Below are 25,322 nucleotides of genomic sequence, written 5' to 3' on the forward strand. Positions count from 1 at the left end.
ATCCCGCGGAATACCACGCATCGACGTGTTCGCTGTTACGGTAGGCCCCTGAAACAACTCCTGGATGCCTTGACTTCGCGAGGTCGACGGCTTTCATCCGAGGGAACGGCACAAAGGCGCCCACGCTCAACCCAGGAGCGTCAAGGGAGCGCCTGGCCGGGATGAGGAGAACGTCACCATGGCAGCAGAAGATATCGTCATCGTCGGCGCGGCACGCACCGCCGTCGGTTCGTTCGGCGGGGCGTTCAACACCGTGCCGGCACATGACCTCGGCGCCGTGGCGATCAAGGCCGCCCTCGAGCGCGCCGGCGTGCCGGCCGACGACGTGGACGAAGTGATCTTCGGCCAGGTGCTCACCGCCGGTGCCGGACAGAACCCGGCCCGTCAGGCGGCCATCAAGGCCGGCATCCCCGAGAAGGCTACCGCCTGGGGCGTCAATCAGGTCTGCGGTTCGGGCCTGCGCACGGTCGCCATCGGCATGCAGCAGATCGCCAACGGCGACGCCACCGTGATCGTGGCCGGCGGTCAGGAATCGATGTCGCTCTCGCCCCACGCGCAGTACCTGCGCGGCGGTCAGAAGATGGGCGACGTCAAGCTCATCGACACGATGATCAAGGACGGCCTCTGGGACGCCTTCAACGGCTACCACATGGGCCAGACCGCCGAGAACGTGGCCCAGGCCTTCCAGCTCACCCGCGAGCAGCAGGACCAGTTCGCAACCGCCTCGCAGAACAAGGCCGAAGCCGCCCGCAAGGAGGGCCGCTTCAAGGAGGAGATCGTTCCCGTGACGGTGCCGGGCCGCAAGGGCGACGTCATCGTCGACACCGACGAGTACATCCGCGACGGCGCCACCCTGGAGGCCATGGCCAAGCTCAAGCCGGCCTTCACCAAGGACGGGACTGTCACCGCCGCCAACGCCTCCGGCCTCAATGACGGCGCCGCCGCCATCGTGCTGATGTCGGCAGCGGAAGCCGAGCGCCGGGGCATCAAGCCGCTGGCCCGCATCGTCTCCTGGGCCACCGCCGGCGTCGACCCCAAGGTGATGGGCACCGGCCCGATCCCGGCCTCGCGCAAGGCTCTGGACAAGGCTGGCTGGAAGCCCTCCGACCTCGACCTGATCGAGGCCAACGAGGCGTTCGCCGCCCAGGCGCTCGCGGTGAACAAGGACATGGGCTGGGACACCGACAAGGTGAACGTCAATGGCGGCGCCATCGCCATCGGCCATCCGATCGGCGCGTCCGGTGCCCGCGTCCTCGTCACCCTTCTGCACGAGCTGAAGCGCCGCGATGCCAAGAAGGGCCTTGCCACCCTCTGCATCGGCGGCGGCATGGGCGTCGCCATGTGCATCGAGCGCGTTTGAATCGATCTCCTGCGGCGGTGGTCCGGAGCGGGTGATCCAGTTTTCTTGACACCGCCGCAAATTTAAATCGGTCGCGCGACGGCCGGAACGCCAGCTAAAGCCGCGCTCGACCCACTTCGATCGTCACGCCCCGGTCGCAGGACGTTCGGTTTCGACCCAAAAAATCTTAAAATTTCTGGAGGAAATCATGGCTCAGGAACGCGTTGCACTCGTCACGGGCGGTACGCGCGGCATCGGCGCCGCCATTTCGCAGGGCCTGAAGGCAAAGGGCTACAAGGTTGCGGCCAATTACGGCGGCAACGACGAGGCCGCCAATGCCTTCAAGGCCGAGACCGGAATCCCGGTGTTCAAGTTCGATGTGGGTGATGCCGCCGCCTGTGAGGCGGGCATCAAGGCGGTCGAGGCCGAGGTCGGCCCGATCGACATTCTCGTGAACAACGCCGGCATCACCCGGGACGGTGCCTTCCACAAGATGACTTTCGACAAGTGGCAGGCGGTCATCAAGACCAACCTCGACTCGATGTTCACCTGCACGCGGCCCGTCATCGAGGGCATGCGCACCCGCAACTTCGGCCGCATCATCCTGATCTCGTCGATCAACGGCCAGAAGGGCCAGGCCGGCCAGACCAACTACTCCGCTGCCAAGGCCGGCGTGATCGGCTTCGCCAAGGCGCTGGCCCAGGAGAGTGCCTCGAAGGGCATCACCGTCAACGTGATCGCACCGGGCTATATCGCCACCGACATGGTGATGGCGGTGCCGGAGGACATCCGCAACAAGATCATTGCGACGATCCCAGTCGGCCGCCTCGGCGAGGCCGAGGAGATCGCCCGCGCGGTGGAATATCTCGCGGCCGAGGATTCGGGTTTCATCACCGGCTCGACTCTGACGATCAACGGCGCCCAGTACATCGCCTGATCTCGAGACACAGCGAGGGCGGCGCGCGTCGCCCCCGCTGCGGCGGGAAGGGTTCCTGTGGGTCGACGCCGCTCAATCCCGAGACGCGCCCCGATCCATGGACACGCCTCAGCCCATGCAGGCGTCCTCGCGCTTCTTGAACGATTCGGATTTCGGTTCGTGCTCGGCAGGACGGCCGCGACCGATGACGCCGTCCGCCCGTGCCCGCAGGTAGACGTAGATGTCGTCGATGTAGCACATCACGTTCCGATTATCCCCGAAGGCCGGCATCACCAGTTGCTGCGCAGAGTTGACGTCCTTCTTGCCTCCCGCGACGATGCCCACGAAGGTCGCGTAATCGTCGCGCTTCAGGGCCTCGACCAGGGATGGTGCATAGGTCGAACCTGCGCCGTCGGGACCGTGGCAGACGATGCAATTCGCATTGTAGCGCACGTAACCGGACATGGCCGGCCAATCGACCATCTTGCCACCCTCGGTGACGTGGTAGGTCGGCGTGCCGTCCTTGTCCGTATAGCTCCCGTCGTCAACCTTGGCCGGCTGAGTCGGACCCTCGCTCTTCAGGGACGAAGGGGCGGCGGACGGCGTCGGGTCTGCCCACGCGCCCGTGGTACCGAGCAGAAGCAGGGCCGACGCGAGCGACGCGGCGACAGGGGGAGCGGGGCGACGCATCGGGAGATTCCTGGGTTGCAACCGGAGCCCTGAAAGCGCCTTATAACGCGCCCTGGCAAGGGCCATTGGCACAAAATCGCTACTTCTCGTTGAGGACGTCGCGAGTGGCTCCAAGTCGAGGCGTTGGACGCCAATCCGGCGGCGCCATCTCGAAGCCAGCGAAGTCGAAGGCCGGGGAGACCGTGCAACCGACCAGCGTCCAGGCGCCCAGACTGGTGGCGGTCTGCCAATGGCCCGCCGGAACCACGATCTGCGGCTGCTGGCCTCGGGCGAGGTCCGGACCGAGATAGGCCGCCGCCGCATCGTGCCCGTTGGGGCTGACCGTGAGCACGAGCGGAGCGCCCGCGTGCCAGTGCCAGATCTCGGCCGCGTCCACCCGATGCCACTCGGACACCTCACCGAGATCCAGAAGGTAGTAGATCGCGCTGCCGACCGAGCGCCCCTCGATCGTCCGGGGATCGCGAAACGTCTCGCGATAGTGGCCACCCTCCGGATGCGGAGCGAGCCCGAGGCGCGCGATCACTTCGGCGGCGGTCGGCCCCTGTCCGTTTCCGCCTTGTCCCCGTATTCCCGCACCCATCGGCATCGTCCTGAACACAGCCTCACTCGATGGCTCCCTGCGGCAGGCTGAGGCCGGGGGGCGCCTTGGCGCCGGCATTGCCGCCGGCATCCCTGGCCACCTTGGGCCGGGGCTTCTTCGCGGGTTTGCCGGCCCCGTCCTTCGTCGCGACGGGTGGGCTTTTCACGGCGGGCGCCGTGCCGCATTCGCGGAAACCGAGTTGCGCCAGGCTCTGGCCGGCCTCGGAGACGATATTCAGCGTATCCGGCAGCGGCACCGGCGTGGCGTCCCATTGGACCGGGGCACCCAGCAGCGCGCCCAGAGCCGCCGGGCTTCCGCCCCGCCGCAGGGCGAACAGGTCGGGGCCATAGGCCGTGGCGGCCTTGCCGGCGATGACCACCTCGAGCACCCGCGTCGACTCGGGCGTGAGCGGACGCAGCGGGTTCTCGACCACGACGGTCCCCGTCCGGGTGACCCAGACGGCGAAGTCCTTCGGCCCTTCGTAGAGGGCCGCCTTGGTTTCGCACAGCACGGTCAGGCCGGGAAGATTGGCCGCCGGCGTCGGCGCAGCACTCGAAGCCGAAGCCGGTTCCCGACTCGGCTCCTGAGCCGGCGGCGCGGCCGGAACGACTTCGGCGGCCGGTTTGGACACCGGTTTCGCAGCCGGCTTGCGAGGCGGGGGCCGCTTCTTCGGCGCCGCCGCCGGCGGTGCCTCGGTATCGGGCGCCCCGTTCGGTTCCTGTGCGCGGGTCGGTCCCGCCGTCAGCACGACGGCCACCGTCAGCAGGACGGCCGCCGGCGGAAGGACCGCCCAACGGCGCGTGCGGAAGCACACCATCAGCGAAGCTCTCGATCTCGAAGCGAAGTCTGGGGCGACGGCAATGGTCCTGGTGAATCGGGGGCCAGCGTCGGAGGGGAGGGCGTCTTCACGGCCTCGACCTCGAGGATGGTCGCGGTGCGATCGATGGGACTGGCGCGCGGCGGCTCCAGGCCGCGGATCAGCAGGTCCGCGCCATCCGCTTCGTCCAGCAGATCTTCCTCCCGCGCCATGCGCAGTTCGGGCCGGCGCGCGCGCGCCAACTGCGAGGCCACGAGGCACCCGGAGAACAGCAGGGCGGCCAGGGCCCCCAGGATCAGGAGTGTTTCCATACCGGGTCCAGCGTTAGCCCAGGACGCGACGCGTTGCACCCTTCCGGAGCTCGTTCTTGTTCCGGAGACCCCGCGACAGCCAAGCTCGCACGCATGATCGGCTTGCCCCGGAACAGTCCTTGCGTCGCCCGCACTGATGTCAGAAAGCAGTGCCTCCCGTCCGGCCCCGCGCGCCCAGATCGGTGCCCGCAGGCACCCAGTGTTCGAGGGCGGCAACCGGGTTCGCGGCTTCCGTCGACCTGTCGACGTGGCCATGGATCCCTCGACGTTCCGACGCTCGCGTTGTCCCAGTGCCGTATGACGCTCTCGCCCGCCCCCGAACCGCAAGGTCGATCGATGCGCCCGCATGACCTCCATCCGGCCGATGCCGCCACCGAATCCGGCCTCGCATCGCGGCGGGGCGAAGGCCTGGAACAGGATCTTCCTCTGGAGCAGGAGCTTTTGAGGCTGATCGAGGAATCGCGCGAGCAGGCGGCGGAGGATCCGTTCCGCAATCCCGTGCTCGCCGTGACGCTGGCGATCACCCGCCGCTTCGATCGGGGCGAGATCGGCGAGGACGATCTCGACGCGTTGTTCCCGCTGCTGCGGGCGCAATCCCTGGCGTCCCGGGCCGAGCGTCTGCGCGCCTATGTCGGCCTCGACCGGGATGCCGCCGCCGCATCCGACACCCGCATGGCCGCCCGTCTCGTGGCGGCGGTGCCGCAGCGGCAGGGGGATTTCGAGAGCTTCCGAGATCTCGTCGGACGCACCGGCTTCGCCGTGGTGTTCACCGCCCATCCGACCTTCGGCATGCCACGCGCCGTCGCGGCCCTGATCGCCCAGGCCGCCAGCGAGGTCGAGGGACCGGCCCGCGCGGCGCTGGTGGCGCGTGCGGCAGGCCACTCCACCCGGCCCGATCACAAGATCAGCCTCGACGACGAGTTCGAGCAGGCCTGCGTCGCGGCCAACCACGGACGCACCGCCCTCGACGGCTTCAACGCTGCCCTCCTGGATGCGGCCCGCGCGCGCTGGCCCGACCGCTGGACCGAACTGGTCCCGAAACCCTTCGCCATCGCGAGCTGGGTCGGCTGCGACACGGACGGGCGCACCGATATCGGCTGGTGGGATACGGTGCGCTACCGCCTCGAATCGAAGCGGATGCAGCTCGACAGGGTGATGCGCGACCTGCCCCAGGTTCCCGCGACCCGGGTGGTCCGCGACCTGACGGGCGGCGCGCTCGCCGCCGTGAACCGCCAGCTCGCGGTGGCGCCGCGCCTCGGCACGAAGCCGTCCCTCGAGGCGGTCCACCGCTTCGCCCTCGCGCTGATCATCGAGCGTGAGCGGGCACAGACCGATTCCGGCGCCATCCTGGCCGGACTGGCTGGAGCCATCGGCGGCCTCGACTCCGACGCCGACAAGCGCAGCGTCGCCCTCCTGCGCTCCGGCATCGCCACCCATGGGCTCTCGAACGCCCTGCCGCATTTCCGGCTCAATGCCAGCCAGATCCACAACGCGGTGCGCCGCGTGACCGACCTCGAGGGCGAGCCGACAGACGCGGCGCAGCGCCGTTCACATCTCGCCAGCATCCACGCGCTCCTCAACGACGTGCAGGCGGTGGACGTGGATTTCGGAGCGCTGGCCGCCGAGCGTGCCTCGGCCGCCCGCCTGATGATGACGATCACCCAGATCCTCAAGCACGTGGACGGCTCGCATCCCGTGCGCTTCCTCATCGCCGAGACCGAGACAGGCTACACCCTCCTGGCCGCCCTCTGGCTCGCGCGGCACTACGGCATCGCCGACAAGGTCGAGATCACGCCGCTGTTCGAGACGGCCAGTGCCTTGGAACAGGGCGTCCGCGTTCTCGACGATGCCCTGCGCAACCCACACTGGCGCCAGTACCTCAAGCGTATCGGGCGCCTCACCGTCCAGTTCGGCTACTCGGATTCCGGGCGCTATGTCGGCCAGCTCGCCGCCAGCTTCTGGATCGAGCGCCTGCGCCTGCGCATCACCGAATTGATGGTTCAGAACGACCTCACGGGGGTCGAGCTCGCGATCTTCGACACCCATGGCGAATCAATCGGCCGAGGCGCTCACCCGACCTCCCTACGCGATCGCCTCGCCTATCTGGCCCCCGAGGATGCGCGCCGGCGCAACCGGAACGCGAGCATTCGGGTGCGCCTCGAATCGAGCTTCCAGGGCTCGGACGGCTACCTGATGTTCGGCACCCTGCCGTTGGCCCAGGCGACGGTCGAGCGCATTGCCGAGCACGTCTTCGCCTTCGATGTCGCCGATGACGACAGCTTCGCCGACTACGTCCTGTCCGACCCGGCGAGCGGGGCGGACGAGACCGACGACCCGATCTACGCCGAGCCGGATTTCGCCGCCGAGTTCTTCACCGTGGTGCGCCAGGACATGGAGGCGCTGGTGGACGATGCGGGCTACGCCGCCCTGCTCGGCACCTTCGGCCCGAGCCTCCTCGACCGCACCGGTTCGCGGCCCGTCGCCCGCCAGACCGATGGCGGCGGCCCGACCATGATCACCCACCCGCGTCAGATGCGGGCGATCCCCAACAACGCGATCCTGCAGCAGCTCGGCTTCCTGGCCAATTCGCTGCACGGGGTCGGCCGTGCCGCCGGTCGGACGCCGGACCTGTTCCGCGACATGCGGCGGGATTCCGTGCGCTTCTCCCGGGCCTTCCGCATGGTCCAGCACGCCGCCAGCGTTTCCGATCTCGATGTGCTGCGCGCCTATATCGACACCCTCGATCCGGCGGTGTGGCTGGAGCGTGCCCGGCGTACGCAGCGCGACGGACGGCGCGAGGAACTCGTCGTCATCGCCAACGCCCTCGACCGTCTGCGTCTGGCGCCCGACCTGCGCCACCTGTTCGGCCAACTCACCTGCGACTGGCTCAGCCTGCAGGTCGCGGCTCCCGACCTCGGGCGGATGTCGGCCCGCCTGACCCTGCTGCATGCGATCCGGCTCGCGCTGATCCACCGGATCTGGTTCCTGGCGGTGCACATCCCCGGCTTCCGCCCCCAATCGGGGATCAGCCGCGAGGCCCTGATCGAGCGCTTCCTGCGCCTCGATATCGATGGCTGCCTGACGCTGCTCGAGGACATCTTCCCGATCACACCGGACCCGACGCTGGGCCTCAATTTCGGCGAGCCTGCCGGCCCGCGCGACGTCGGAACCTACGAGACCGAGCACAGGACGCTGTTCGAGCCGATCCGGCGCAGCTTCCAGCGGGTGCGGGAGATCTCGGGCATGATCCAGCACGAGGTCGGGGCCTTCGGATAGGGCGCGGCCTCCGCAACCAGCCACGCCTGCACGCGGGGTGGGAGCCGACCCGGCTTGCTGCCCCGTTCCAACCCGTCTCCCGAGGACGCGCATCCCGAAGCCGAGGCGCCTCGATGACGGATCGACCGCCGACGATCGATCCGGGGCCGGCCCCGCGTTGACTTCTCCAGGCGAGGCTCCTTAACTCATGAGGCTCCTCAACCAGAGCGCGTCCACAACGAAAATCGGAGGGATCATGGGGGCATTGCGCGTGACGGGCCACGGCCTGGACCTTGGCGAAGCCCTGCGGGGGCGTGTCGAGGAGCGAATGGCTGCCACACTCGCGAAATACCTCGACAGCCATATGAGCGAGACCTGTTCGGGGCACGTCACCCTTCGGCGGGATGGGACCTCCTACCGCACCGACTGCGTGCTCCACCTCGTCTCGGGCCTGACCCTGGAAGCGTCCGGCGCGGCGCATGACGCCCATGCCAGCTTCGATCAGACGGCCGATCGGCTCGAGAAGCGTCTGCGTCGCTACAAGCACAAGCTCAAGGACCACGGCGCGGCCGCCCATGACGGTGCGACGGTGCAGGCGGCCTATGCGGTTTTCGCCGCACCCAGCGAGGCCGATGCGGTCGATCTCGACGAGGACGACCTGACGGATGGCGAGGCGGCACACCCGCCCGTGGTCGCCGAGAGCACCAAGACCCTGAAGCGCCACTCGGTAAGCGAGGCGGTCACTGCCCTCGACCTCACGGGCGCTCCGGTCATCGTGTTCGTTCACGCTGGCACCGGACGCATCAACGTCGTATACCGCCGCACTGACGGGGCTATCGGCTGGGTCGATCCGGCCGAGGCGGCGTCGTAGGCGCGGGGCGGGAACAGAGCCCGAACCCGCTCGATTGAGTCTCAGGGCCGCCCGGGCGGCCGACCTTTCATGGAGTGGCGGCCGGGTCGGCTGCCGCCGACGGGGCGACGGTCCTTCATGCCAGTACTGGAATTCCTGTCTCCGGATTCCGTGGTGCCGTCCCTGCGTGTCCGCGCCAAGAAGTCGATGCTGCAGGAGCTGAGTGCCCATGCGGTGCGTCAGCTTCCGGCTTTGGACGAGCGGGAGGTGTTCGAGACCCTGCTGCAGCGTGAGCGCCTCGGCTCCACCGGTATCGGCGACGGCGTCGCCATCCCGCACGGCAAGCTACCTGGCCTCGACCGCTTGTTCGGTCTCGTCGCCCGCCTCGAGAAGCCGGTGGATTTCGATGCTCTCGACGGTCAGCCCGTCGATATCGCCTTCCTGCTCCTGGCTCCCGAGGGGGCCGGCGCCGATCATCTCAAGGCTCTGGCGCAGGTCGCCCGGCTGCTGCGCGAACCCGGAATCCTGGAGCGCATCCGGGCCGCCCGGGATGCCAGCGCGCTCTACGCCCTCCTGACCCACACCTCGACCTCGCAGGCCGCATGAACATGCGCCTCGTACCGGGCTTCGTTTCCCTGGCCGTCGCTCTCGGGCTCGCTGCCGGTCCCGTCGCCGCGGAGCCGCGCGGCGCGACCGACACCGCGTGTGCCCGTGACGTTCTCGTGGCGAGCTCGATGCAGCGCCAGGCGATCGACCAGCTCGAGCAGGCCGGCAGCGAGGCCGCCGACCAGTGTCGCGTCTGGCGCCGGCACGTGGAGACCATGCGCCGGGTGGCGAGCGTCTACGGCCGCTGTCTCTCGGGGGCCGAGCGCACGGAACGCCTCGCCCAGGTCCAGACCTCGGAGAAGGAGTTTTCGGGTCTGATCCGCAGCCAGTGCAAGGGACTGTAAAGGCTGAGACTGTGAAGGCCGGAACTGTGAAGGCCGAGACTGCCGCGTCCAGCCTCGCATTCGTCTTCCGACCGGGCTTCCGCCGGCCTATTGCTGCCCGCGCAGCAACAGGGGCTCCGCGACCATCTTGATCGGCTTGCCGCGCCCGATGAGGATGGCGGCCCGCGAGCGCTCAGGATCATGCTCGAAGCGGGTCCGAACCCAGGCCACGAGGAACTTCAGGTACTCCGAGGCCAGGAGCTTGGCCGAGGAGGGATGCGACCACCAGCGGTCGGGCTCAAAGCCTTCCGCGATCACCGGATAGGGTACGACGCGGTCGGCACCCATGAGCGCATGGTCGAGTTCCACCATGGTGCGGGGCATGTGGTAGTTCGAGGTCACCACCGTGACGGTGCTGAAGCGGTGCTGGCGCATCCAGCGCCGGGTCTCGATCGCGTTGCCGATGGTGTTGCGCGCCCGATAGTCGAGGTCGACGCAGCACTCGATCCAGTGGCGCTGGCTCGGGTTGAGCCGGGCGATCTCGTCGCGGCTCGTGCGCTCGTTGACGCCGGTGATGAGGAGGCGCCGCCCGTAGCCGTTGGCCAGAAGGTCGATGGCGTCACCGATGCGCTGAGCGCCGCCCGTCAGGGCCACGATGCCGTCGGCCCGTCCCTCCGGTACGCGCTCGTCGCGCTCCAGACAGGCCACGAAGGCCAGAAAGCCGCAGAACAGGGCCACTCCGCCCAGGCTGGCGGTGCCCAGGGCGGCCTTGGTGGTCCGGCTGAATCCAGCGTGCGCAGGCGGGCCGGCTTCCGGGAGCCGAGGCGGCGTCCGCCCCGGCGCGCGGGATGCGACGTCGGTCCAGGCCCATCCGAAAGCCTCGGGGGGCTTCATGGTGCCGCTGGCTGACATCCGCCTCGTCATGCCCCATAGGTAGCCCCGATTGGGGCGTTCACGAGGCAAGTATCTCCGCCTGGAAAGGTTCACGAAGGGTTAACGGGATCGGGCGGGCATGAGACAGCCAGGCGCCCGCTGTTTGCGAATTCGTGAATCGGGTCCGGCGCTTGCGGCCAAACTTCCTACGCCAGGAATCGCCGCACCGTGAGGCGCGAGACGATGCCGGTGACCACCGACGCGATCACGCCGATCAGGAGCACGCTGGCATAGCCGCGCCAGCCGATGTGGAAGGCTCCGAACAGGGCCTCGATCTCCTCGCCGGCAGGACCCGAGCGCCAGTTGCGTGACACCAGGCCAGCCAGTGCAAAGGCCGCGATGGCCGCCCCCGATCCGATGATGCCGCCGCGCAGCCCGAGTCCGAAGAACCGGCGCTGGAAGGCGCGGGCGATGAAGTCGTCGTTGGCGCCGACGAAGTGCAGCACCTCCACCACCTCCCGGTTGCCCGCCATCGCGCCGCGCGTCGCGAAGACCACGGCGAGGCCGGTCGCCACCAGCACCAGCACGACGATGCCGATGCCCACGCCCACGAAGGTGTTGGCCGCCGTGGAGAGCCGGCGCAGCCACAGGGCATGATCGTCCAGGCTTGCGACGCCGGGCAGCGCCTCGGTGAGGGAACTCCGCAGGGGCTTCAGGTCCGGAGCCGTTTCGGCCAGCTTCAGCGTGACGAGGCGCGGGACCGGCAGATCCGAGAGGTCGAGGCCGCTGCCGAGCCAGGGCTCGAGCAGGCGCTCGGCCTCCCCCTTCGAGAAGACCCGCACGGCGGCGATGCCCGGGGTGGCCTTCGCCAGGGCCTCGGCACGGGCGACGTCCGCGTCGATGTCGCGCCCGGGGCTCGGACGCACCTGGATCGTCACCTCCTGGGCGACCGTGCCCTGCCACTGGACAGCGCTCGACGCCACGATCTCGGCGGCACCCGCGCAGAGGGCTGCCAGGAAGGTCAGGATGGCGATCACGGCGGCCAAGGCCCGGCTCGCGGCTGAATCCGTCGGAACCAGGGGGGCGTTCCGGCGCAGGGTCGCGGGCAGGGGCGCGGCCCGCGAATCCGGAGGTGCCGGCGGTTTCACCGGCGGCCGGTCCCCGGTGCGGCCAGGAATCGTCGCCGCCTGGGGGGCGGAGGGTATGCCGGGATCACCCATCATGTTTCGCCCCGTCTCGCCCGATCCGCATCACCCGACCTCCTTGACCCGACGTCATGCCTCGACCGTCAGGCGCCCGTCCCCCAGGACGAAGCGCCGGGCATCGACGAGGTCCATCAGGGCGAAGTCGTGGGTGGCGATGAGCACGGAGGTGCCCAGCCGGTTCAGTTCGATGAACAGGCGCAGCAGGCGCCGGCCGAGGCCTGGGTCGACGTTGCCGGTGGGCTCGTCGGCCAGCAGCAGTTCGGGCCGGGCGATGAGCGCGCGGGCGATGGCGGCGCGCTGCTTCTCCCCGCCCGAGAGCAGGGGCGGCAGCACGTGCATGCGCTCGCCGAGGCCAACCCAGCGCAGCAACTCGACGACCTCGGCCCGGTAGCTCGTCTCCGAGCGGCCCTGGACGCGCAGGGGCAGGGCCACATTCTCGTAGGTGGTGAGGTGGTCGAGCAGGCGGAAATCCTGGAACACCACGCCCATGCGCCGGCGGAGACCGGTCAGCGCCTCGCTGGAGATGCCGCTGACCTCCTCGCCGAACACCGAGACGAGGCCGCGCGTGGGCCGCACCGACAGGAGGATCAGGCGCAGGAGCGTGGTTTTGCCCGCGCCCGACGGCCCCGTGAGGAACTGGAACGAGCGCGGCGCGATCTGGAAGCTGACATCGCTCAGCACCTCCGGTCCGAGGCCGTAGCGCATGCCGACGCTCTCGAACTGGACCACCGGCTCCTCGGCTCCCGAGAGAAGCGACTGCGTGTTCACCCGATCCGCCACGATCCCCCCATGATCGATCCCCGTGCGCTTCGGTTCAAAGGCCGCTCGCTTCACGGACGGTTAACCGTGTTGGCCGAGAACCGTTTGAGTCTTTTTGCCCCTGGCGGCAACTGCCATCGAGATGCGAGGCGCCGGGATACCATGCTGATCGTCTGCCCGTCCTGTTCCAGTGCGTATGAGATCGACGCGGATCGCGTCGGGCCGGACGGGCGTTCGGTGCGCTGTGCGGCCTGCCGCGAGACCTGGTTCATCTCTCCCGAGGACGTCTCCGCCGCTCTGGAAGCCGAGATGACGGCGGCCATGATGGCTGCGTCCGATCTCGGCCCCGACGCGGCGCAGAGCCGCGCCACGGCTCAGGCCGACCTTGATTCCTGGGAATCGGCTCTGGGAGCGGAGCCCGAGCCCGTCTCGGTTCCGCCGGAAGAGGCGCGCTCCCGCGGCAAGGTCAAAGCGGCTGCGCCGAAGCGGGCCGGCTCGAGGCTGGCCTCGCCTGGTGCCGCCCTCGGCCTCGCGGTGGTGGTTGGGTTGGGGCTCGCCGTGGTGGGGCGCGCCACCGTCGTCCGGGCCATGCCGCAGAGTGCGGGTCTCTATGCCCGCGTCGGGTTTCCGGTCAATCTGCGCGGCATCGCGTTTCGCGACGTCGTCGCATTTCAGAACCCCGGCCACAGCCCTGGCGACGGCGCCCAGGGCCAACTCGTGGTCGAGGGTGACCTCGTCGGCATCGCCGCCGAAGCCGAGGTCCCGTCGATCGAGGTCGAGGTCCGTGACGGGCGCGACCAGCCGCTCTATCGCTGGCGCATCGCCCCGCCGCGCCCGGTGCTGGAGCGGAGCGAGACCGCCCGCTTTCGCGCGAGCCTCTCGGCACCCCCGGCCCAGGGCCGCTCGGTCCGCGTCCACTTCGCCGCCGCCGAGTCTGAGGGCGCCAAGTCCGGGGGCACCGAAACCGGGGCTGTCGGGACCGGCGCTACTGTCCCCGGCGTCGCTGTCTCTACCGAGCCGATGGCGAAGACCGGTGCCAGCGCGCCGAGCCCGTGATAAGGAGCGCGCATGACCAGTCCTTCCCGACGCGTCCGCGTCCTCTTCGACGAAACCGCCATCGCCCGGCGCACCGAGGAACTCGCGGCCGCCATCGCCGCCGCCAACCCTGAGAATCTTCTCGTGGTTGCGGTGCTCAAGGGCAGCTTCATGTTCGCCGCCGATCTCCTGCGCGCCCTGCACCGGGTCGGGCTGGAGCCGCAGGCGGAGTTCGTGCACCTGTCGAGCTACCGCACCGCCACGGTCTCCTCGGGCCAGGTCGAGATCCTGCGCGACGTCGAGAGCGAGGTACGCGGGCGCGACGTGCTGCTCGTCGACGACATTCTCGAATCCGGGCGCACCATCGTGTTCGCCAAGGACCTGCTGATGGCGCGCGGCGCCAAGCGGGTGCTGACCGCCGTGCTGCTGGAGAAGCCGGGCAAGCGCGCCGTGACCATCGATGCCGATTTCGTCGGCTTCACCTGTCCGGACGTCTTCGTCGTCGGCTACGGCATGGACGTCGCCCACGCCTACCGCCAATTGCCCTTCGTCGGGCTCGTCGACTACGACAGTCGCGAGCCCGACCTGTTCGGCGGGACGTGAGGCGCCGCGCACGCGCTCACGGTGAAACTGAAACAATTTAGCTCTTAAAGCTTTCGCTGTGTCCACGCGTCCCTTGACAGGGCGCGTCGGCCCTTGCGTGACTGACGGCCCGGACCTGAGAGAGACATAGACGCGCGATGGCCCGCATCCTCCTGGTGGATGACGAAGAGACGGTACGGGGTTTCCTCAAGCGGGGCCTCGAGATCGACGGCCATGCCGTTGTCACGGCCTCCGACGGCAGCGACGGACTCGATCGGCTGACCGAGGCGGACGGCGCGTTCGACCTTATGCTCACCGACATCCGCATGCCGCTGATGGATGGCATCGCCCTGGCCCTGGCCGCCAAGCGCGACTTTCCCGACCTGACCATCCTGCTGATGACCGGCTTTGCCGACCAGCGCGAGCGTGCGCGCGGGCTCGACGCCATCGTGACCGACGTGCTCACGAAGCCATTCTCCCTGGCCGACCTGCGCTCCACGGTGAACCGGGCGCTGGCCGCCTGAGACGCATCGGGTCCGCCTTCTTCCTCGGAGTCCCGTGCATGGCCCTGCAGTCCGACCGTTCCTCGCCCGACATCCTCTCGGCCATCGGCGCCACACCGCTGATTCGCCTCGCGCGCGCCTCCGACGAGACCGGATGCACCATCCTGGGCAAGGCCGAATTCCTCAATCCCGGCCTGTCGGTGAAGGATCGGGCAGCGCTCTCGATCGTGCGTGATGCCGAGGCACGAGGGCTCATCCGCCCGGGTGGAACCATCGTGGAGGGCACGGCCGGGAACACCGGCATCGGCCTGGCGCTGGTTGCCGCGGTGCGTGGCTACCGCACGGTCATCGTGATTCCCGAGACGCAATCGGCCGAGAAGAAGGAGACGCTGCGCCTCGCGGGTGCCCGTCTCGTCGAGGTGCCGGCGGTGCCGTTCGCGAACCCGAACAACTACGTCCATGCCGCACGCAGGCTGGCCGAGCGCTTGGCCGAGACCGAACCGGGCGGCGCTTTCTTCGCCGATCAGTTCGACAACCTCGCCAACCGGCAGGCCCACGTGGAGACGACGGGTCCGGAGATTCTCGCGGCGACCGGCGGCTCCGTTGACGGCTTCATCTGTGCGGCCGGCACCGGCGGTACCCTTGCGGGAACCGCGCAGGCCCTGCGCGCGGCCAAGGCCACGGGGAGCGGCATGCCGGGTGTGCGGATCGGTCTTGCCGATCCGGAGGGTTCTGCCCTCTACGCCCACTACACCACCGGCACCCTCAAGGCCGAGGGCTCCTCGATCACGGAGGGGATCGGCCAGGGCCGAATCACCCGCAATCTCGAAGGCTTCACGCCGGACCTGTGCTTCCGCATCCCCGACGGCGAGGCCCTCGACATCGTCTTCCGGCTGATGCGGGAGGAGGGCCTGAGTCTTGGCGGATCGTCGGGCATCAACGTCGCCGGGGCGATCCGGATGGCCCGGGCGCTCGGGCCGGGCCACACCATCGTGACGATCCTGTGCGACGGGGCCGCACGCTACGCCTCCAAGCTGTTCAATCCCGCTTTTCTGGCCAAGCGCGGTCTTCCGGTCCCGGATTGGCTGAGCGCTTCATCCGCTCCGCTCCCGGATTGGCGGGCCTGACTTCCACGCCGGCAAAAAACCTTGCGTTTCGAGGAATATGCCGCTGTGCGCGTTGAACGGAATCGCTACGGCGACGTTTGTACGGTCAAGCTCAAGCAATTCCGGTTGGGCGCGTGACGGAGTTCCCATCCATGACCCTGACCACCATTCTGCTTATCGTCCTGATCCTGATCGTTCTCGGCGGCGGCAACTTCCTCGGCGGCGGCGCTTACCGTGGACCGAGCTTCGGACTCGGCGGTCTGCTCATCATCATCTTGATCGTGCTGCTCGTGACCGGACGACTCTGAGAATCCCGCTCACGGCTGGCACGTGATGGCCACCATCGCGCCCGCCAGGGCCGCGACGGCTTCGCCAAGCGTGCCGGCCGCCTTCGGCGCCGGTTCGGTCCGCACCCCCGCGGCGCCGAGGAAGGTCGCGAGCGCGTCGCCCCGCACGAGCCCGTAGCTTGCAGGCGGCATGATTCCGGCGATGAGGCGCGGCTGTTTCGGAACCGTCGCGACGAGCCCCGTGAGCGTGCCCGCACGATCCAGGACCGGCGCGCCCCCGGCGCCGGGCTGCAACGGCGCGGAGATCCGGCCGCCGCCCGGCCCGGAGTGGCCCGGGGCCACCAGGACGCCCCCCTCGGCATCGACCACCAGCGCCACCAACCCTTCACCGTCGGCGATGGCACCCGTGTGCACGCTCGGAGCGAGCGCCGCCCGCCCGGGGAGCGGACCCGTTTCCAGAATCATGAGATCGGCCGTGCCGCCGGGGCTCGGCCGCGTCGGCAGGCCCGCGATCATCGGCGCCCCGCAACCCTCCAGCGCCGCCGCGCTGGTGAGGACCCGTCCGGGCGCCACGACGAAGCCCGTCGCGGTCGGAACCCTTCGGCTGCCCAGCGCGGGGGGCGGGCTGGGTGACGCAACGACCGTCTCGGCCGGAGCGGGTGCCGAGGCGGGAGTCACATCCGGGAAGGGCACGAAGCTGTTGGCGATGGCGATGGAGAGGCGATCGACCTCCCCGGACAGGGCCTTGTCGTAGCCCAGAGTGAAGCCGCGCAGGCCCGCTTCGCCGGCGGCATAACGGATATAGGATCTGCCGGTCCCGGTCTCGGCGGTCACCACCAGGAAGTCGGGCCGCAGGAGCTTGTAGGTGATCCGCCGGTCCGCACTCGGCGCAGTGATGCGGGCGAAGACCGCTTCCAGCCCGGTCTCGCCGGCCGGATAGGACTTCGTCTCCAGCGTGATGCGCCCGTCGGCACTCTGCCAGCGGGTGCCCCCGGATTGCGGCGTCCGCTTCGGCAGGATGCGCTCGGGCACGCCGAGCACGACGCCGCTGACGGGATCCGACTTCACGACGAAGCGGACGGCCGCCCGCGCCGCAGCCCCCTCCTTGAGCAGGGCGGCGCGTCCGGTCGCATCCGGCAATCCGGTCCCGCCGCTCCGCTTCGCGTAGGCCAGGAACGCCTCGTAGCTGCGCCGCCCGAACGTGCCGTTGACCACGCTGTTGTAGTCGCCGGTCCAGACCAGGGCGTCCTGCAGACCCTTGCGCTCGGCCTCCGGCAGAGCCTCGAACGCGGTCCGCGCCGCCTCGAAGGCGGGATCGGGCGCGGGCGCGCTCGGCTTCACCCGGGCGGGCGCCGGGGCCGGCGGCGTCTGAGCCAGAGCCATCTGGACGGAGGCCAGGGCTGCCGTCAGGGTCATCACCAATCCGGTTCCGTCCCGGATGGTCCGATCGCGTCGCATCATGGCCGGGTCGCGTCTTCCCGATGAGAACTCATCCGGTGTGGCAGAGGCCGCGCTCGAATTCCAGGCCGTTGCGGCCGATGCGCGAAGTGGTACGGTTCCGCCCGGGACCGGTGCGACGTACCGGCCTCCGGCGAACGGGGTGGAAACATGGCGGGATCATCCGGATACGGGCGCTCGCCCCGATCTGTGGTCGGGATCTCGGGCCTCGTGCCGGTGCTTGCCCTTGCCGGGCTGCTGACGCTGCCCGCCCAGGCTCAAGTCCAGGCGCAAGTCCCTGGTCAAGGGCAGGGATCGACGGCGCGCACCGCAGCCAAGGTCTTGCCCCGGGCTCCGCTGGCCAAGGGTTTTCAGCGCGACGACCTCGCCAGTGACGGCGTCCGCCTCGAATCGACCCTGACGAGCGAGGCAGGACATCCCCGGCCGGACACCAAGTCCGCGGTGAAGGCACGCACTGAGGGCGAGACCCTGATCGAGGCCGAGAAGCCGGCGGAGGCCCTGAAGCCTCTCGCGCGCGCGGTGGCCCTCGAACCTGGTGGATCGGCAAATTGGCTCACCTATGCGCGCGCCGCGAGCGCGGTCGGCAACGACGAGCGGACCGGTGACTACGCGAGCCGCCTGCGCCTGCGCCGCAACGCGCGGGCCGCCGCCTACCAGGGCTACCTGCGGGCGAGCAGCGCTGCGGCCGAAGCCGAGGCGCTCGCGACCCTCGGCGAGGTTTACGCCGCCGAAACGGAGTGGCGCCCATCGCTCGAGGCCTACCGTGCCAGCCTGGCGCTCGCCGACGCCGCGGAGGTGCGCGAGATCTACGAGGGCCTTCGCGCCGAGCACGGCTTCCGCATCCTCAACTACACCGTCGATTCGGATGCGGCCGCGCCGCGGGTCTGCTTCCAGTTCTCGGAAGGCTTGGCGCCAAAGACCGACTTCACACCCTTCATCGCCGTCTCGGGCGCGGCCAACGCCGCCGTCACCGGCACCGGCCAGCAGGTCTGCGTCGATGGGCTCAAGCACGGCGAGCGCTACGCCTTCGTGGTGCGCTCCGGGCTCCCTTCCAGCGTTGGAGAGACCCTGCTCAAGGCCGCTGATTACGAGGTTTATGTCCGGGACCGCTCGCCTCAGGTCCGCTTCACCGGACGCAACTACGTCCTGCCCCGCACCGGTCAGGCCGGCGTGCCCCTGGTCTCAGTCAACGCGGCCAAGATCGACGTGGAGGTGCTGCGGGTCGGCGACCGGGGGCTGCTGCCGTCGTTGCGGGCCGAGGACTTCCTGTCGCAACTCAACGGGGCCACGGCGCGGACCATCGCCGACCAGAAGGGCCAGCGCGTCTGGAAAGGCGTCCTCGAGACGGCCAAGGCGGAGCTGAACCAGGAGGCCGTCACCGCTTTCCCGGTGCTGCAGGCGGTCGGCAAGCTGGAACCCGGTATCTACATCATGCTGGCCCAGCCCGCCGGCACCACGGCGTCCAACGACGAGGAGGGCGGCTACGAGCAGCAGGCGACACAATGGTTCGTGGTCTCGGATCTCGGACTCACTGCCTTCAAGGGCCGCGACGGTGTCCATGTCTTCGCCCGCTCGCTGGCCTCGGCCGACGTGGTGGCCGGCGCCGAAATCCGGCTGGTGGCGCGCAACAACGAGGTCCTGGCGGTCGCCAAGACCGACCGGCAGGGGCACGTCGCCTTCGCGCCGGGCCTCGCGCGCGGGGAGGGCGGGATCAGCCCGGGCCTCGTGGTGGCGCAGATCGGCGACGATTACGGCTTCCTCAACCTCAACCAGTCGGCCTTCGACCTCACGGATCGCGGCGTGAAGGGACGCCCGCAGCCCGGCGCCGTCGAGGCCTATGTGTTTCCCGAGCGCGGGGTCTATCGCTCGGGCGAGACCGTGAACCTCACCGGTCTTCTGCGCGACGCGCAGGGAGCCGCCGTGCCGGAAATTCCGCTCACGCTGGTGATCAGGCGTCCCGATGGCGTCGAGTACCGGCGCGCCCAGGTGGCGGATGCGGGCCTGGGCGGCCGCGCCCTGGCGCTGCCCCTCCTGGCCGGTGCGCAGCACGGCACCTGGCGGGTGGCGGCCTATACCGACCCCAAGGCGCCGGCCATCGGGGAGGCGAGCTTCCTGGTGGAGGATTATGTCCCCGAACGCCTCGACGTGACGCTGTCGAGTGCGACGCCCGCCCTGACCAGGGGCGCCCCCGCCACCATCGACGTAGCGGCGCGCTACCTTTACGGCGCCCCGGGCGCCGGGCTGGAGGTCTCCGGCACCGTTCTGGTCCAGCAGGCGGCGACCATCGGGATCAAGGGCCTGGAGGGCTTCTCGGTCGGCCTCGACGACGAGCGCGTGGAGGCCTCCTCGGCCGAGATCGATGCCCGTGCCACCACCGATGCAGCCGGCAAGGCCCGGCTCGTGGTGCCGGTCCAGGCCCTGGCCGCCCCGCGCCCCGTGGAGGCGAGAATCACCCTGCAGATCGGTGAGCCGGGCGGCCGGGCCCTCAGCCGCAGCCTGACCCTGCCGATCCTGCCTGACGCGCCGGTCCTCGCCATTCGGAAGGGCTTCTCCGGCGACCTGACCGAGGGTGGCGTCGCCGGGTTCGACGTGGTCATGGCCGCTCCCGACGGGCAGCGCCTGACGCAGAAGAACGTGGCCTGGACGCTCCAGCGCGTCGAGAAGAGTTATCAATGGTACCGCGAGGGCGGGCGCTGGTCCTTCGAGCCGGTGACCAGCACCCGCCGCGTCGCCGATGGCCGCCTCGACCTCATCCCCGACGCGCCGGGCCGCGTCAGCGCCACGGTGAGCTACGGCACCTACCGGCTGGAGGCGAGCGTCCCCGGCCGGCCCGCCGCCACCGCGAGCGTGACCTTCACGGTGGGCTGGAGCGGGGGCGAGACGGCGGATGTACCGGACCTCCTCGATCTGCGCCTCGACAAGGCGGCCTATGCCACCGGCGAGACGCTCCACGCCCGCCTGCAACCGACGTTCAGGGGACAGGCGACCCTCGCCGTCGTCAGCGACAAGCTGCACGCGCTCCTCACCGTCGACGTGCCGGCTGCCGGCACCACCGTGGACATTCCCGTCAAGGCGGAATGGGGGTCCGGCGCCTACCTCGTCGCCACCGCCTACCGGCCCCTCGACCAAGCGGCCAAGCGCCTGCCGGGCCGGGCGCTCGGCGTCGCGTGGTTCGGGGTCGACCGGGACAGCCGCACCCTCGGCGTCACCCTCGAGGCACCGGCGAAGGTGCGCCCGCGCGAGACCCTGACCCTGCCGATCCGGCTCGCAGGCCTGAACGCCGGCGAGGAGGCCCGGGTCACCGTGGCCCTCGTCGATGTCGGCATCCTCAATCTCACCCGCTACGAGGCGCCCAACCCGTTCGGCTACTTCTTCGGCCAGAAGGCTCTCGGCCCCGAGATCCGCGACCTCTACGGATACCTCATCGACGGCATGCAGGGGACGCTCGGCGCCATCCGCTCCGGCGGCGACGGAGCTGCGGCCGAACTCGCCGATGCTCCTCCGACCCAGGCGCCGCTGGCGCTCTATTCCGGGCCCCTCACGGTCGGCCCCGACGGCCGCGCCAGGGTCAGCTTCCCCCTGCCGGCCTTCAACGGCACAGGCCGGGTGATGGTGACCGCCTGGAGCCGGACCAAGGTAGGCGCCGCCCAGGCCGACGTGATCATCCGCGATCCCGTGGTCGTCACCGGCACCCTGCCGCGCTTCCTCAATGTCGGCGACCGCTCGCGCTTCCACGTCGCCATCGACAACGTCGAAGGGCAGGCCGGCGACTACACCGTCGACCTCGACCTGACCGGCTCCGTGCTGGTCGGCGCCGAGGCCATGCACAAGACCCTGCGGCTGGAGGCGGGCGCCAAGGGCTTCCTGGTGATCCCCATCACCGCCGCCGGACCGGGCCCGTCGCGGATCGACCTCACGCTCTCCGGTCCCGGCCTGCCCGCCGGCGTCGGCCAGGGCTTTGCCCTGACCATCGGTCCCGGCACGGGGGCGCTCGCCCGCCGCTCCGTGCAGGTTCTCGAACCCGGCGCGTCCCTGCGCATCTCTGACGAACTCCTCGCCGACATCCTGCCCGGCACCGGGACGGTCTCGCTCTCCGCCTCGAACCTCGCCGGCATCGACGTGCCGGCCCTGCTCCAGGCGCTCGACCGCTATCCCTACGGCTGCTCCGAGCAGACCGTCAGCCGGGCGATGCCGCTGCTCTACGTCAACCGCCTCGCAGCTCAGGATTCGCTCGGTCAGGATCCGCTCGGCCTCGACAAGGCCGACGAGCGCGTGCGCCAAGCGATCGAGCGCGTGCTGTCCCGCCAGAACGCGGCCGGTGATTTCGGCCTGTGGTCCACGGACGGCGCCAGCGACACCTGGCTCAACGCCTACGTCACCGACTTCCTGACCCGGGCCCGGGAGCGCAGTTTCGCCGTGCCCCAGATCGCCTTCGCCAGCGCCCTCGACCGTCTGCGCAACGCGGTCGCCAACACCACCGAGGTCGGGGACGGCGGCATGGACATCGCTTATGCGGCCTACGTGCTGGCGCGCAACGGCCGCCCGGTGATGGGCGACCTTCGCTACCTCGCCGACACCAAGCTGGCCGCGTTCGCGACCCCCCTGGCGCGCGGACAGATCGCGGCGGCCCTGGCGTTGCTGGGCGATCGGGGCCGGGCCACCAAAGCCTTCGCTTCGGCGATGGCCGGCTTCCGCGAGACGGCGTCCACGATTTCGGCCTACCGGCCGGATTACGGCTCGCGCCTGCGCGACAGCGCCGGTCTGCTGGCGCTGGCCGCCGAGACGGGCTTCGCCCGCGACAGCGTCCAGCCGCTCGGTGCCATCATCTCGGCCGAGCGGGCGACCGGACGACCGACCAGCACGCAGGAGGATGCCTGGATGGTGCTGGCCGCCGAGGGCTTGAGCGCGGACTCGGACAACCTCCGCTTCACCCTGGACGGCAAGCCGGCGAGCGGCGCCCTGGCGCGCAGCTACCGCGCCGCCGCCCTGGAGGGAAAGCCCGTCACCCTCGTCAATGCGGGCACCCAGGCGGTGCAGGCGGTGATCGGCGTCAGCGGCAACCCGATCGCACCGGAACCGGCCGAGGCGCGGGGCTACACCATCGAGCGGCGCTACTACCGCCTCGACGGGTCCCCGGTGGAGCTCGCGCAGGGAATCCACCAGAACGACCGCCTCGTGGTGGTGCTCACCGTGACCGAGGCCAAAGCCAGCGCCGGACGCCTCCTCCTGGTCGACCGGTTGCCCGCCGGCCTGGAGATCGACAACCCGAAGCTCCTCGATGCCGACGCGCTCACCGGTCTCGCCTTCGCCAAGTCGGATGTGGCTCCGGTCCACACCGAGTTCCGCGACGACCGCTTCGTGGCCGCCTACGAGCGGACTCCCGAGCAATCGGCTTTCTTCCGGGTGGCCTACACCGTGCGGGCGGTCTCGCCCGGCACCTACGTCCACCCGGCCGCCACCATCGAGGACATGTACCGGCCGGAGCGCTTCGGGCGCACCGGGTTCGGTTCGATGACGGTGAGCACGAAGTAGGGCTGTGCGAAGTCCGTCTGTCCCGAAGGCCCGCATCGACCCTTCCCCCTCTGCAGGGAGAGGTCACCCTCGAGGCGGGTCGCGAGAGGGGAGCGCCGGATCGGGCGAGATCGCTCCCTCTTCCGCAAGCTCCGCAGACATCCTCCCCCGCAGAGGGGGGAGGGGACTTCTGATCGTCGCGCTCGGGGCATGTGCGGTCATCGCCCTCTGTGCGATCGCTTTCTGGCGCTTCATCGAAACCCTCCCGCCCCTCGACCTGACCCAGGCCGAGCTCCGCTCCACGGTGGTGCTCGACCGGGAGGGACGCCTCCTGCGCCCCTTCGCCACCGCCGATGGGCGCTGGCGCCTGCCGGTCACGGCGCCCCAGATCGATCCGCGCTACCTCGCCATGCTCACCGCCTACGAGGACCGGCGCTTCGCCTCCCATCCCGGCATCGATCCGGCCGCCACGCTCCGGGCGGCATGGCAATGGCTCACGGCGGGGCGCATCGTCTCGGGAGGCTCGACCCTGTCGATGCAGGTGGCCCGCCTCGTCGAGCCGCGTTCCGAGCGATCGCTTCGCGCCAAGCTGCGCCAGATGGTGCGGGCGGTTCAGCTGGAGCGGCGCTTCGGCAAGGACGGGGTGCTCGATCTCTACCTGGCGCTCGCCCCCTATGGCGGTCCGGTCGAGGGCCTGCGGGCGGCGAGCTTGGCGTATTTCGGGCGCGAGCCGGCGCGGCTGTCCTTCGCCGAAAGCGCGCTCCTCGTTGCCCTGCCGCAGGCGCCGGAGGCGCGACGGCCGGACCGCTTTCCCCAGGCGGCCCGACGTGCCCGCGACCGGGTCCTCGCCATCGCGGTGGCGCAGGGCGTGATCACGGCGGCGGAGGCGCAGGCCGCCCGCGCCGAGCCGGTGCCGGCCTCGCGAAAATCCTTTCCGATGCTGGCGGCCCACGCGGCCGAGGCGGCGCATGCCGCCGATCCGGCGGCGCGGGTCCTCCGCCTCACCCTGGACGGACGCCTTCAGGCCAGCCTGGAAACCCTGGCGACCGAGCGCGCCGCAGCCGTCGGGCCGGGAATCTCGGCGGCGATCCTGGCCCTCGACAACCGCACTGGCGCGGTGCTCGCCCAGGTCGGCAGCCCCGGCTACCTCGACGCCAGCCGGTCCGGCGCCATCGACATGACCGGCGCGATCCGCTCGCCGGGGTCGGCTCTCAAGCCCTTCATCTACGCACTCGCCTTCGAGACGGGACTTGCTCACCCGGAAACTCAGCTGGACGACCGCCCGGTGCGCTTCACCGGCTACGCCCCCGAGAACTTCGATCTCGGCTACCAGGGCACCGTGACGGCGCGGCGCGCCCTCCAGCTCTCCCTGAACGTACCGGCGGTGGATCTGCTGGAGGTGGTCGGTCCGGCCCGCTTCATCGCGCGGCTGCGGGCGGCGGGCGCCCGCATCGAGCTGCCCCGCGACACCGCGCCGGGCCTGCCGGTGGCGCTCGGCGGCCTCGGCATCACGCTCACCGACCTCGCCCGCCTGTTCTCCGGCCTCGCCCGGCAGGGACTGGTGCCGAACCTGACCCGTCGCCTCGGCGAAGCGCCGGTCGAGATGACGGCCGAAGCCCGCATCACGGAAGGCGTCGCCGCCTGGTACGTCGCCGACAGCCTGCGGGGGGCGCCTCCGCCCGAGAACGCTCTCCCGAACCGGATCGCCTACAAGACCGGCACCTCCTACGGCTACCGCGACGCCCTGGCGGTGGGCTTCGACCGGCGCGTGACCATCGCGGTCTGGGTTGGACGGCCCGACGGCAACGCCGTGCCGGGCCTCGTCGGCCGGGTGGCGGCGGCCCCCATCCTGTTCGACGCCTTCGCGCGCTTCGGCGGTGAACCCGACCCGGTGCCGATGCCGCGCGAGGCGCTGGTGACCACCACCGCCGGCCTGCCGCCGCCCCTGCGTCACATCCGGCGCGACATTCCCAAGACCCTGTCGGCCGCGTGGGGCGCCGCCCTCCAGATCGCCTACCCGCCGGACGGCGCCCGCATCGATCTCGGCCTGTCGGAGCCGGATTCCGTTCCGTTCGCGAGTCCCGACCAGAAAGCCAGCCTCGCCCTGAAGGCGCTCGGCGGCGTGCCGCCCCTGACCTGGATGATCGACGGCCTGCCGGTGGCGGGCGGCCCCCGGCGCCAATCGGCTTGGGAGCCGGAGGGGGCGGGCTTCGCGCGGATCTCGGTGATGGATGCCACGGGTGCGAGCGACAGCGTGATGGTGCGGATCGAGTGACGCGCCCGTCCCCACTTCAAGCCGGAGACCGATCGGGCCCC

Annotated in this window: 21 protein-coding genes; 13 read left to right on the top strand and 8 right to left on the bottom strand. The window is 70.1% G+C overall.

The window, feature by feature from the left end; genetic code table 11:
* Nucleotides 1-178 precede the first annotated feature (178 nt).
* Entirely contained in the window at nucleotides 179-1,360 is a 1,182-nt protein-coding gene (locus ASF60_RS17660; protein ID WP_056187861.1) for an acetyl-CoA C-acetyltransferase, read from the top strand.
* A 187-nt stretch (nucleotides 1,361-1,547) separates the two neighbouring features.
* Nucleotides 1,548-2,276 (top strand): acetoacetyl-CoA reductase, encoded by a 729-nt coding sequence (gene phbB, locus ASF60_RS17665; protein ID WP_056187865.1) that lies wholly within the window; start codon nucleotides 1,548-1,550, stop codon nucleotides 2,274-2,276.
* A 108-nt stretch (nucleotides 2,277-2,384) separates the two neighbouring features.
* Here the strand turns inward: phbB and ASF60_RS17670 are convergent, their stop codons facing one another.
* The 4 genes from ASF60_RS17670 to ASF60_RS17685 form a co-directional block, all read right to left on the bottom strand.
* Entirely contained in the window at nucleotides 2,385-2,945 is a 561-nt protein-coding gene (locus ASF60_RS17670; RefSeq protein WP_056187868.1) for a c-type cytochrome, methanol metabolism-related, read from the bottom strand.
* A gap of 79 nt (nucleotides 2,946-3,024) precedes the next feature.
* The gene (locus ASF60_RS17675) at nucleotides 3,025-3,525 is read right to left on the bottom strand and encodes a cupin domain-containing protein (RefSeq protein ID WP_056187871.1); all 501 of its coding nucleotides are present in this window, start codon (nucleotides 3,523-3,525) and stop codon (nucleotides 3,025-3,027) included.
* 22 nt (nucleotides 3,526-3,547) lie between these two features.
* On the bottom strand, nucleotides 3,548-4,342 hold the full coding sequence (locus tag ASF60_RS17680) for a hypothetical protein (RefSeq protein WP_244478480.1): 795 nt from the start codon (nucleotides 4,340-4,342) through the stop codon (nucleotides 3,548-3,550).
* The gene (locus tag ASF60_RS17685; protein ID WP_056187874.1) at nucleotides 4,342-4,653 is read right to left on the bottom strand and encodes a hypothetical protein; all 312 of its coding nucleotides are present in this window, start codon (nucleotides 4,651-4,653) and stop codon (nucleotides 4,342-4,344) included. Before ASF60_RS17685 ends, ASF60_RS17680 begins: the two co-directional genes overlap by 1 nt.
* A gap of 336 nt (nucleotides 4,654-4,989) precedes the next feature.
* Between ASF60_RS17685 and ASF60_RS17690 the strand changes: the two genes are divergently transcribed.
* The 4 genes from ASF60_RS17690 to ASF60_RS17705 all read left to right on the top strand — a co-directional run bounded on the left by ASF60_RS17690 (nucleotide 4,990) and on the right by ASF60_RS17705 (nucleotide 9,708).
* A complete protein-coding gene (locus ASF60_RS17690; RefSeq protein WP_082508039.1) occupies nucleotides 4,990-7,929 on the top strand; it encodes a phosphoenolpyruvate carboxylase in 2,940 nt (979 codons plus the stop codon).
* Between the two features lie 235 nt (nucleotides 7,930-8,164).
* The gene (hpf, locus tag ASF60_RS17695) at nucleotides 8,165-8,779 is read left to right on the top strand and encodes a ribosome hibernation-promoting factor, HPF/YfiA family (protein ID WP_056187877.1); all 615 of its coding nucleotides are present in this window, start codon (nucleotides 8,165-8,167) and stop codon (nucleotides 8,777-8,779) included.
* 117 nt (nucleotides 8,780-8,896) lie between these two features.
* A complete protein-coding gene (gene ptsN / locus ASF60_RS17700) occupies nucleotides 8,897-9,364 on the top strand; it encodes a PTS IIA-like nitrogen regulatory protein PtsN (protein ID WP_056187880.1) in 468 nt (155 codons plus the stop codon).
* A 2-nt stretch (nucleotides 9,365-9,366) separates the two neighbouring features.
* Nucleotides 9,367-9,708, top strand: a complete 342-nt coding sequence (locus ASF60_RS17705) for a hypothetical protein (protein ID WP_156634251.1) — start codon at nucleotides 9,367-9,369, stop codon at nucleotides 9,706-9,708.
* An 87-nt stretch (nucleotides 9,709-9,795) separates the two neighbouring features.
* Here the strand turns inward: ASF60_RS17705 and ASF60_RS17710 are convergent, their stop codons facing one another.
* From ASF60_RS17710 to ftsE, 3 genes are all read right to left on the bottom strand, one after another.
* Nucleotides 9,796-10,599, bottom strand: coding sequence for a YdcF family protein (locus ASF60_RS17710; RefSeq protein ID WP_244478482.1), 804 nt, complete (start codon nucleotides 10,597-10,599; stop codon nucleotides 9,796-9,798).
* Nucleotides 10,600-10,766: 167 nt separating this feature from the next.
* A complete protein-coding gene (locus tag ASF60_RS17715; RefSeq protein WP_244477006.1) occupies nucleotides 10,767-11,783 on the bottom strand; it encodes a cell division protein FtsX in 1,017 nt (338 codons plus the stop codon).
* A gap of 51 nt (nucleotides 11,784-11,834) precedes the next feature.
* Nucleotides 11,835-12,533: a cell division ATP-binding protein FtsE gene (gene ftsE, locus ASF60_RS17720; RefSeq protein ID WP_200935890.1), complete on the bottom strand. Its 699-nt coding sequence runs from the start codon at nucleotides 12,531-12,533 to the stop codon at nucleotides 11,835-11,837.
* Nucleotides 12,534-12,686: 153 nt separating this feature from the next.
* Between ftsE and ASF60_RS17725 the strand changes: the two genes are divergently transcribed.
* The 5 genes from ASF60_RS17725 (at nucleotide 12,687) to ASF60_RS24675 (ending at nucleotide 16,058) form a co-directional block, all read left to right on the top strand.
* Nucleotides 12,687-13,580, top strand: coding sequence for a zinc-ribbon domain-containing protein (locus ASF60_RS17725; protein WP_082504129.1), 894 nt, complete (start codon nucleotides 12,687-12,689; stop codon nucleotides 13,578-13,580).
* A 12-nt stretch (nucleotides 13,581-13,592) separates the two neighbouring features.
* Nucleotides 13,593-14,162, top strand: coding sequence for a hypoxanthine phosphoribosyltransferase (gene hpt / locus ASF60_RS17730; RefSeq protein ID WP_056187887.1), 570 nt, complete (start codon nucleotides 13,593-13,595; stop codon nucleotides 14,160-14,162).
* Nucleotides 14,163-14,299: 137 nt separating this feature from the next.
* Nucleotides 14,300-14,665, top strand: a complete 366-nt coding sequence (locus ASF60_RS17735) for a response regulator (protein WP_056187890.1) — start codon at nucleotides 14,300-14,302, stop codon at nucleotides 14,663-14,665.
* 38 nt (nucleotides 14,666-14,703) lie between these two features.
* Entirely contained in the window at nucleotides 14,704-15,771 is a 1,068-nt protein-coding gene (locus ASF60_RS17740) for a cysteine synthase A (RefSeq protein WP_056187895.1), read from the top strand.
* 131 nt (nucleotides 15,772-15,902) lie between these two features.
* Nucleotides 15,903-16,058, top strand: coding sequence for a DUF3309 domain-containing protein (locus ASF60_RS24675; protein WP_156376221.1), 156 nt, complete (start codon nucleotides 15,903-15,905; stop codon nucleotides 16,056-16,058).
* A 9-nt stretch (nucleotides 16,059-16,067) separates the two neighbouring features.
* Here the strand turns inward: ASF60_RS24675 and ASF60_RS17745 are convergent, their stop codons facing one another.
* Nucleotides 16,068-17,498: a serine protease gene (locus tag ASF60_RS17745; RefSeq protein WP_244478483.1), complete on the bottom strand. Its 1,431-nt coding sequence runs from the start codon at nucleotides 17,496-17,498 to the stop codon at nucleotides 16,068-16,070.
* A 147-nt stretch (nucleotides 17,499-17,645) separates the two neighbouring features.
* On the opposite strand from ASF60_RS17745, the gene ASF60_RS17750 reads away from it, so the two are divergent.
* On the top strand, nucleotides 17,646-23,027 hold the full coding sequence (locus tag ASF60_RS17750) for an alpha-2-macroglobulin family protein (RefSeq protein WP_082508040.1): 5,382 nt from the start codon (nucleotides 17,646-17,648) through the stop codon (nucleotides 23,025-23,027).
* Nucleotides 23,028-23,136: 109 nt separating this feature from the next.
* Complete coding sequence (pbpC, locus tag ASF60_RS17755) at nucleotides 23,137-25,281, top strand: penicillin-binding protein 1C (RefSeq protein WP_443136776.1); 2,145 nt, start codon at nucleotides 23,137-23,139, stop codon at nucleotides 25,279-25,281.
* Nucleotides 25,282-25,322: the final 41 nt, after the last annotated feature.

This window comes from Methylobacterium sp. Leaf113, assembly GCF_001423325.1.
In the GTDB taxonomy this organism is placed as follows: domain Bacteria; phylum Pseudomonadota; class Alphaproteobacteria; order Rhizobiales; family Beijerinckiaceae; genus Methylobacterium.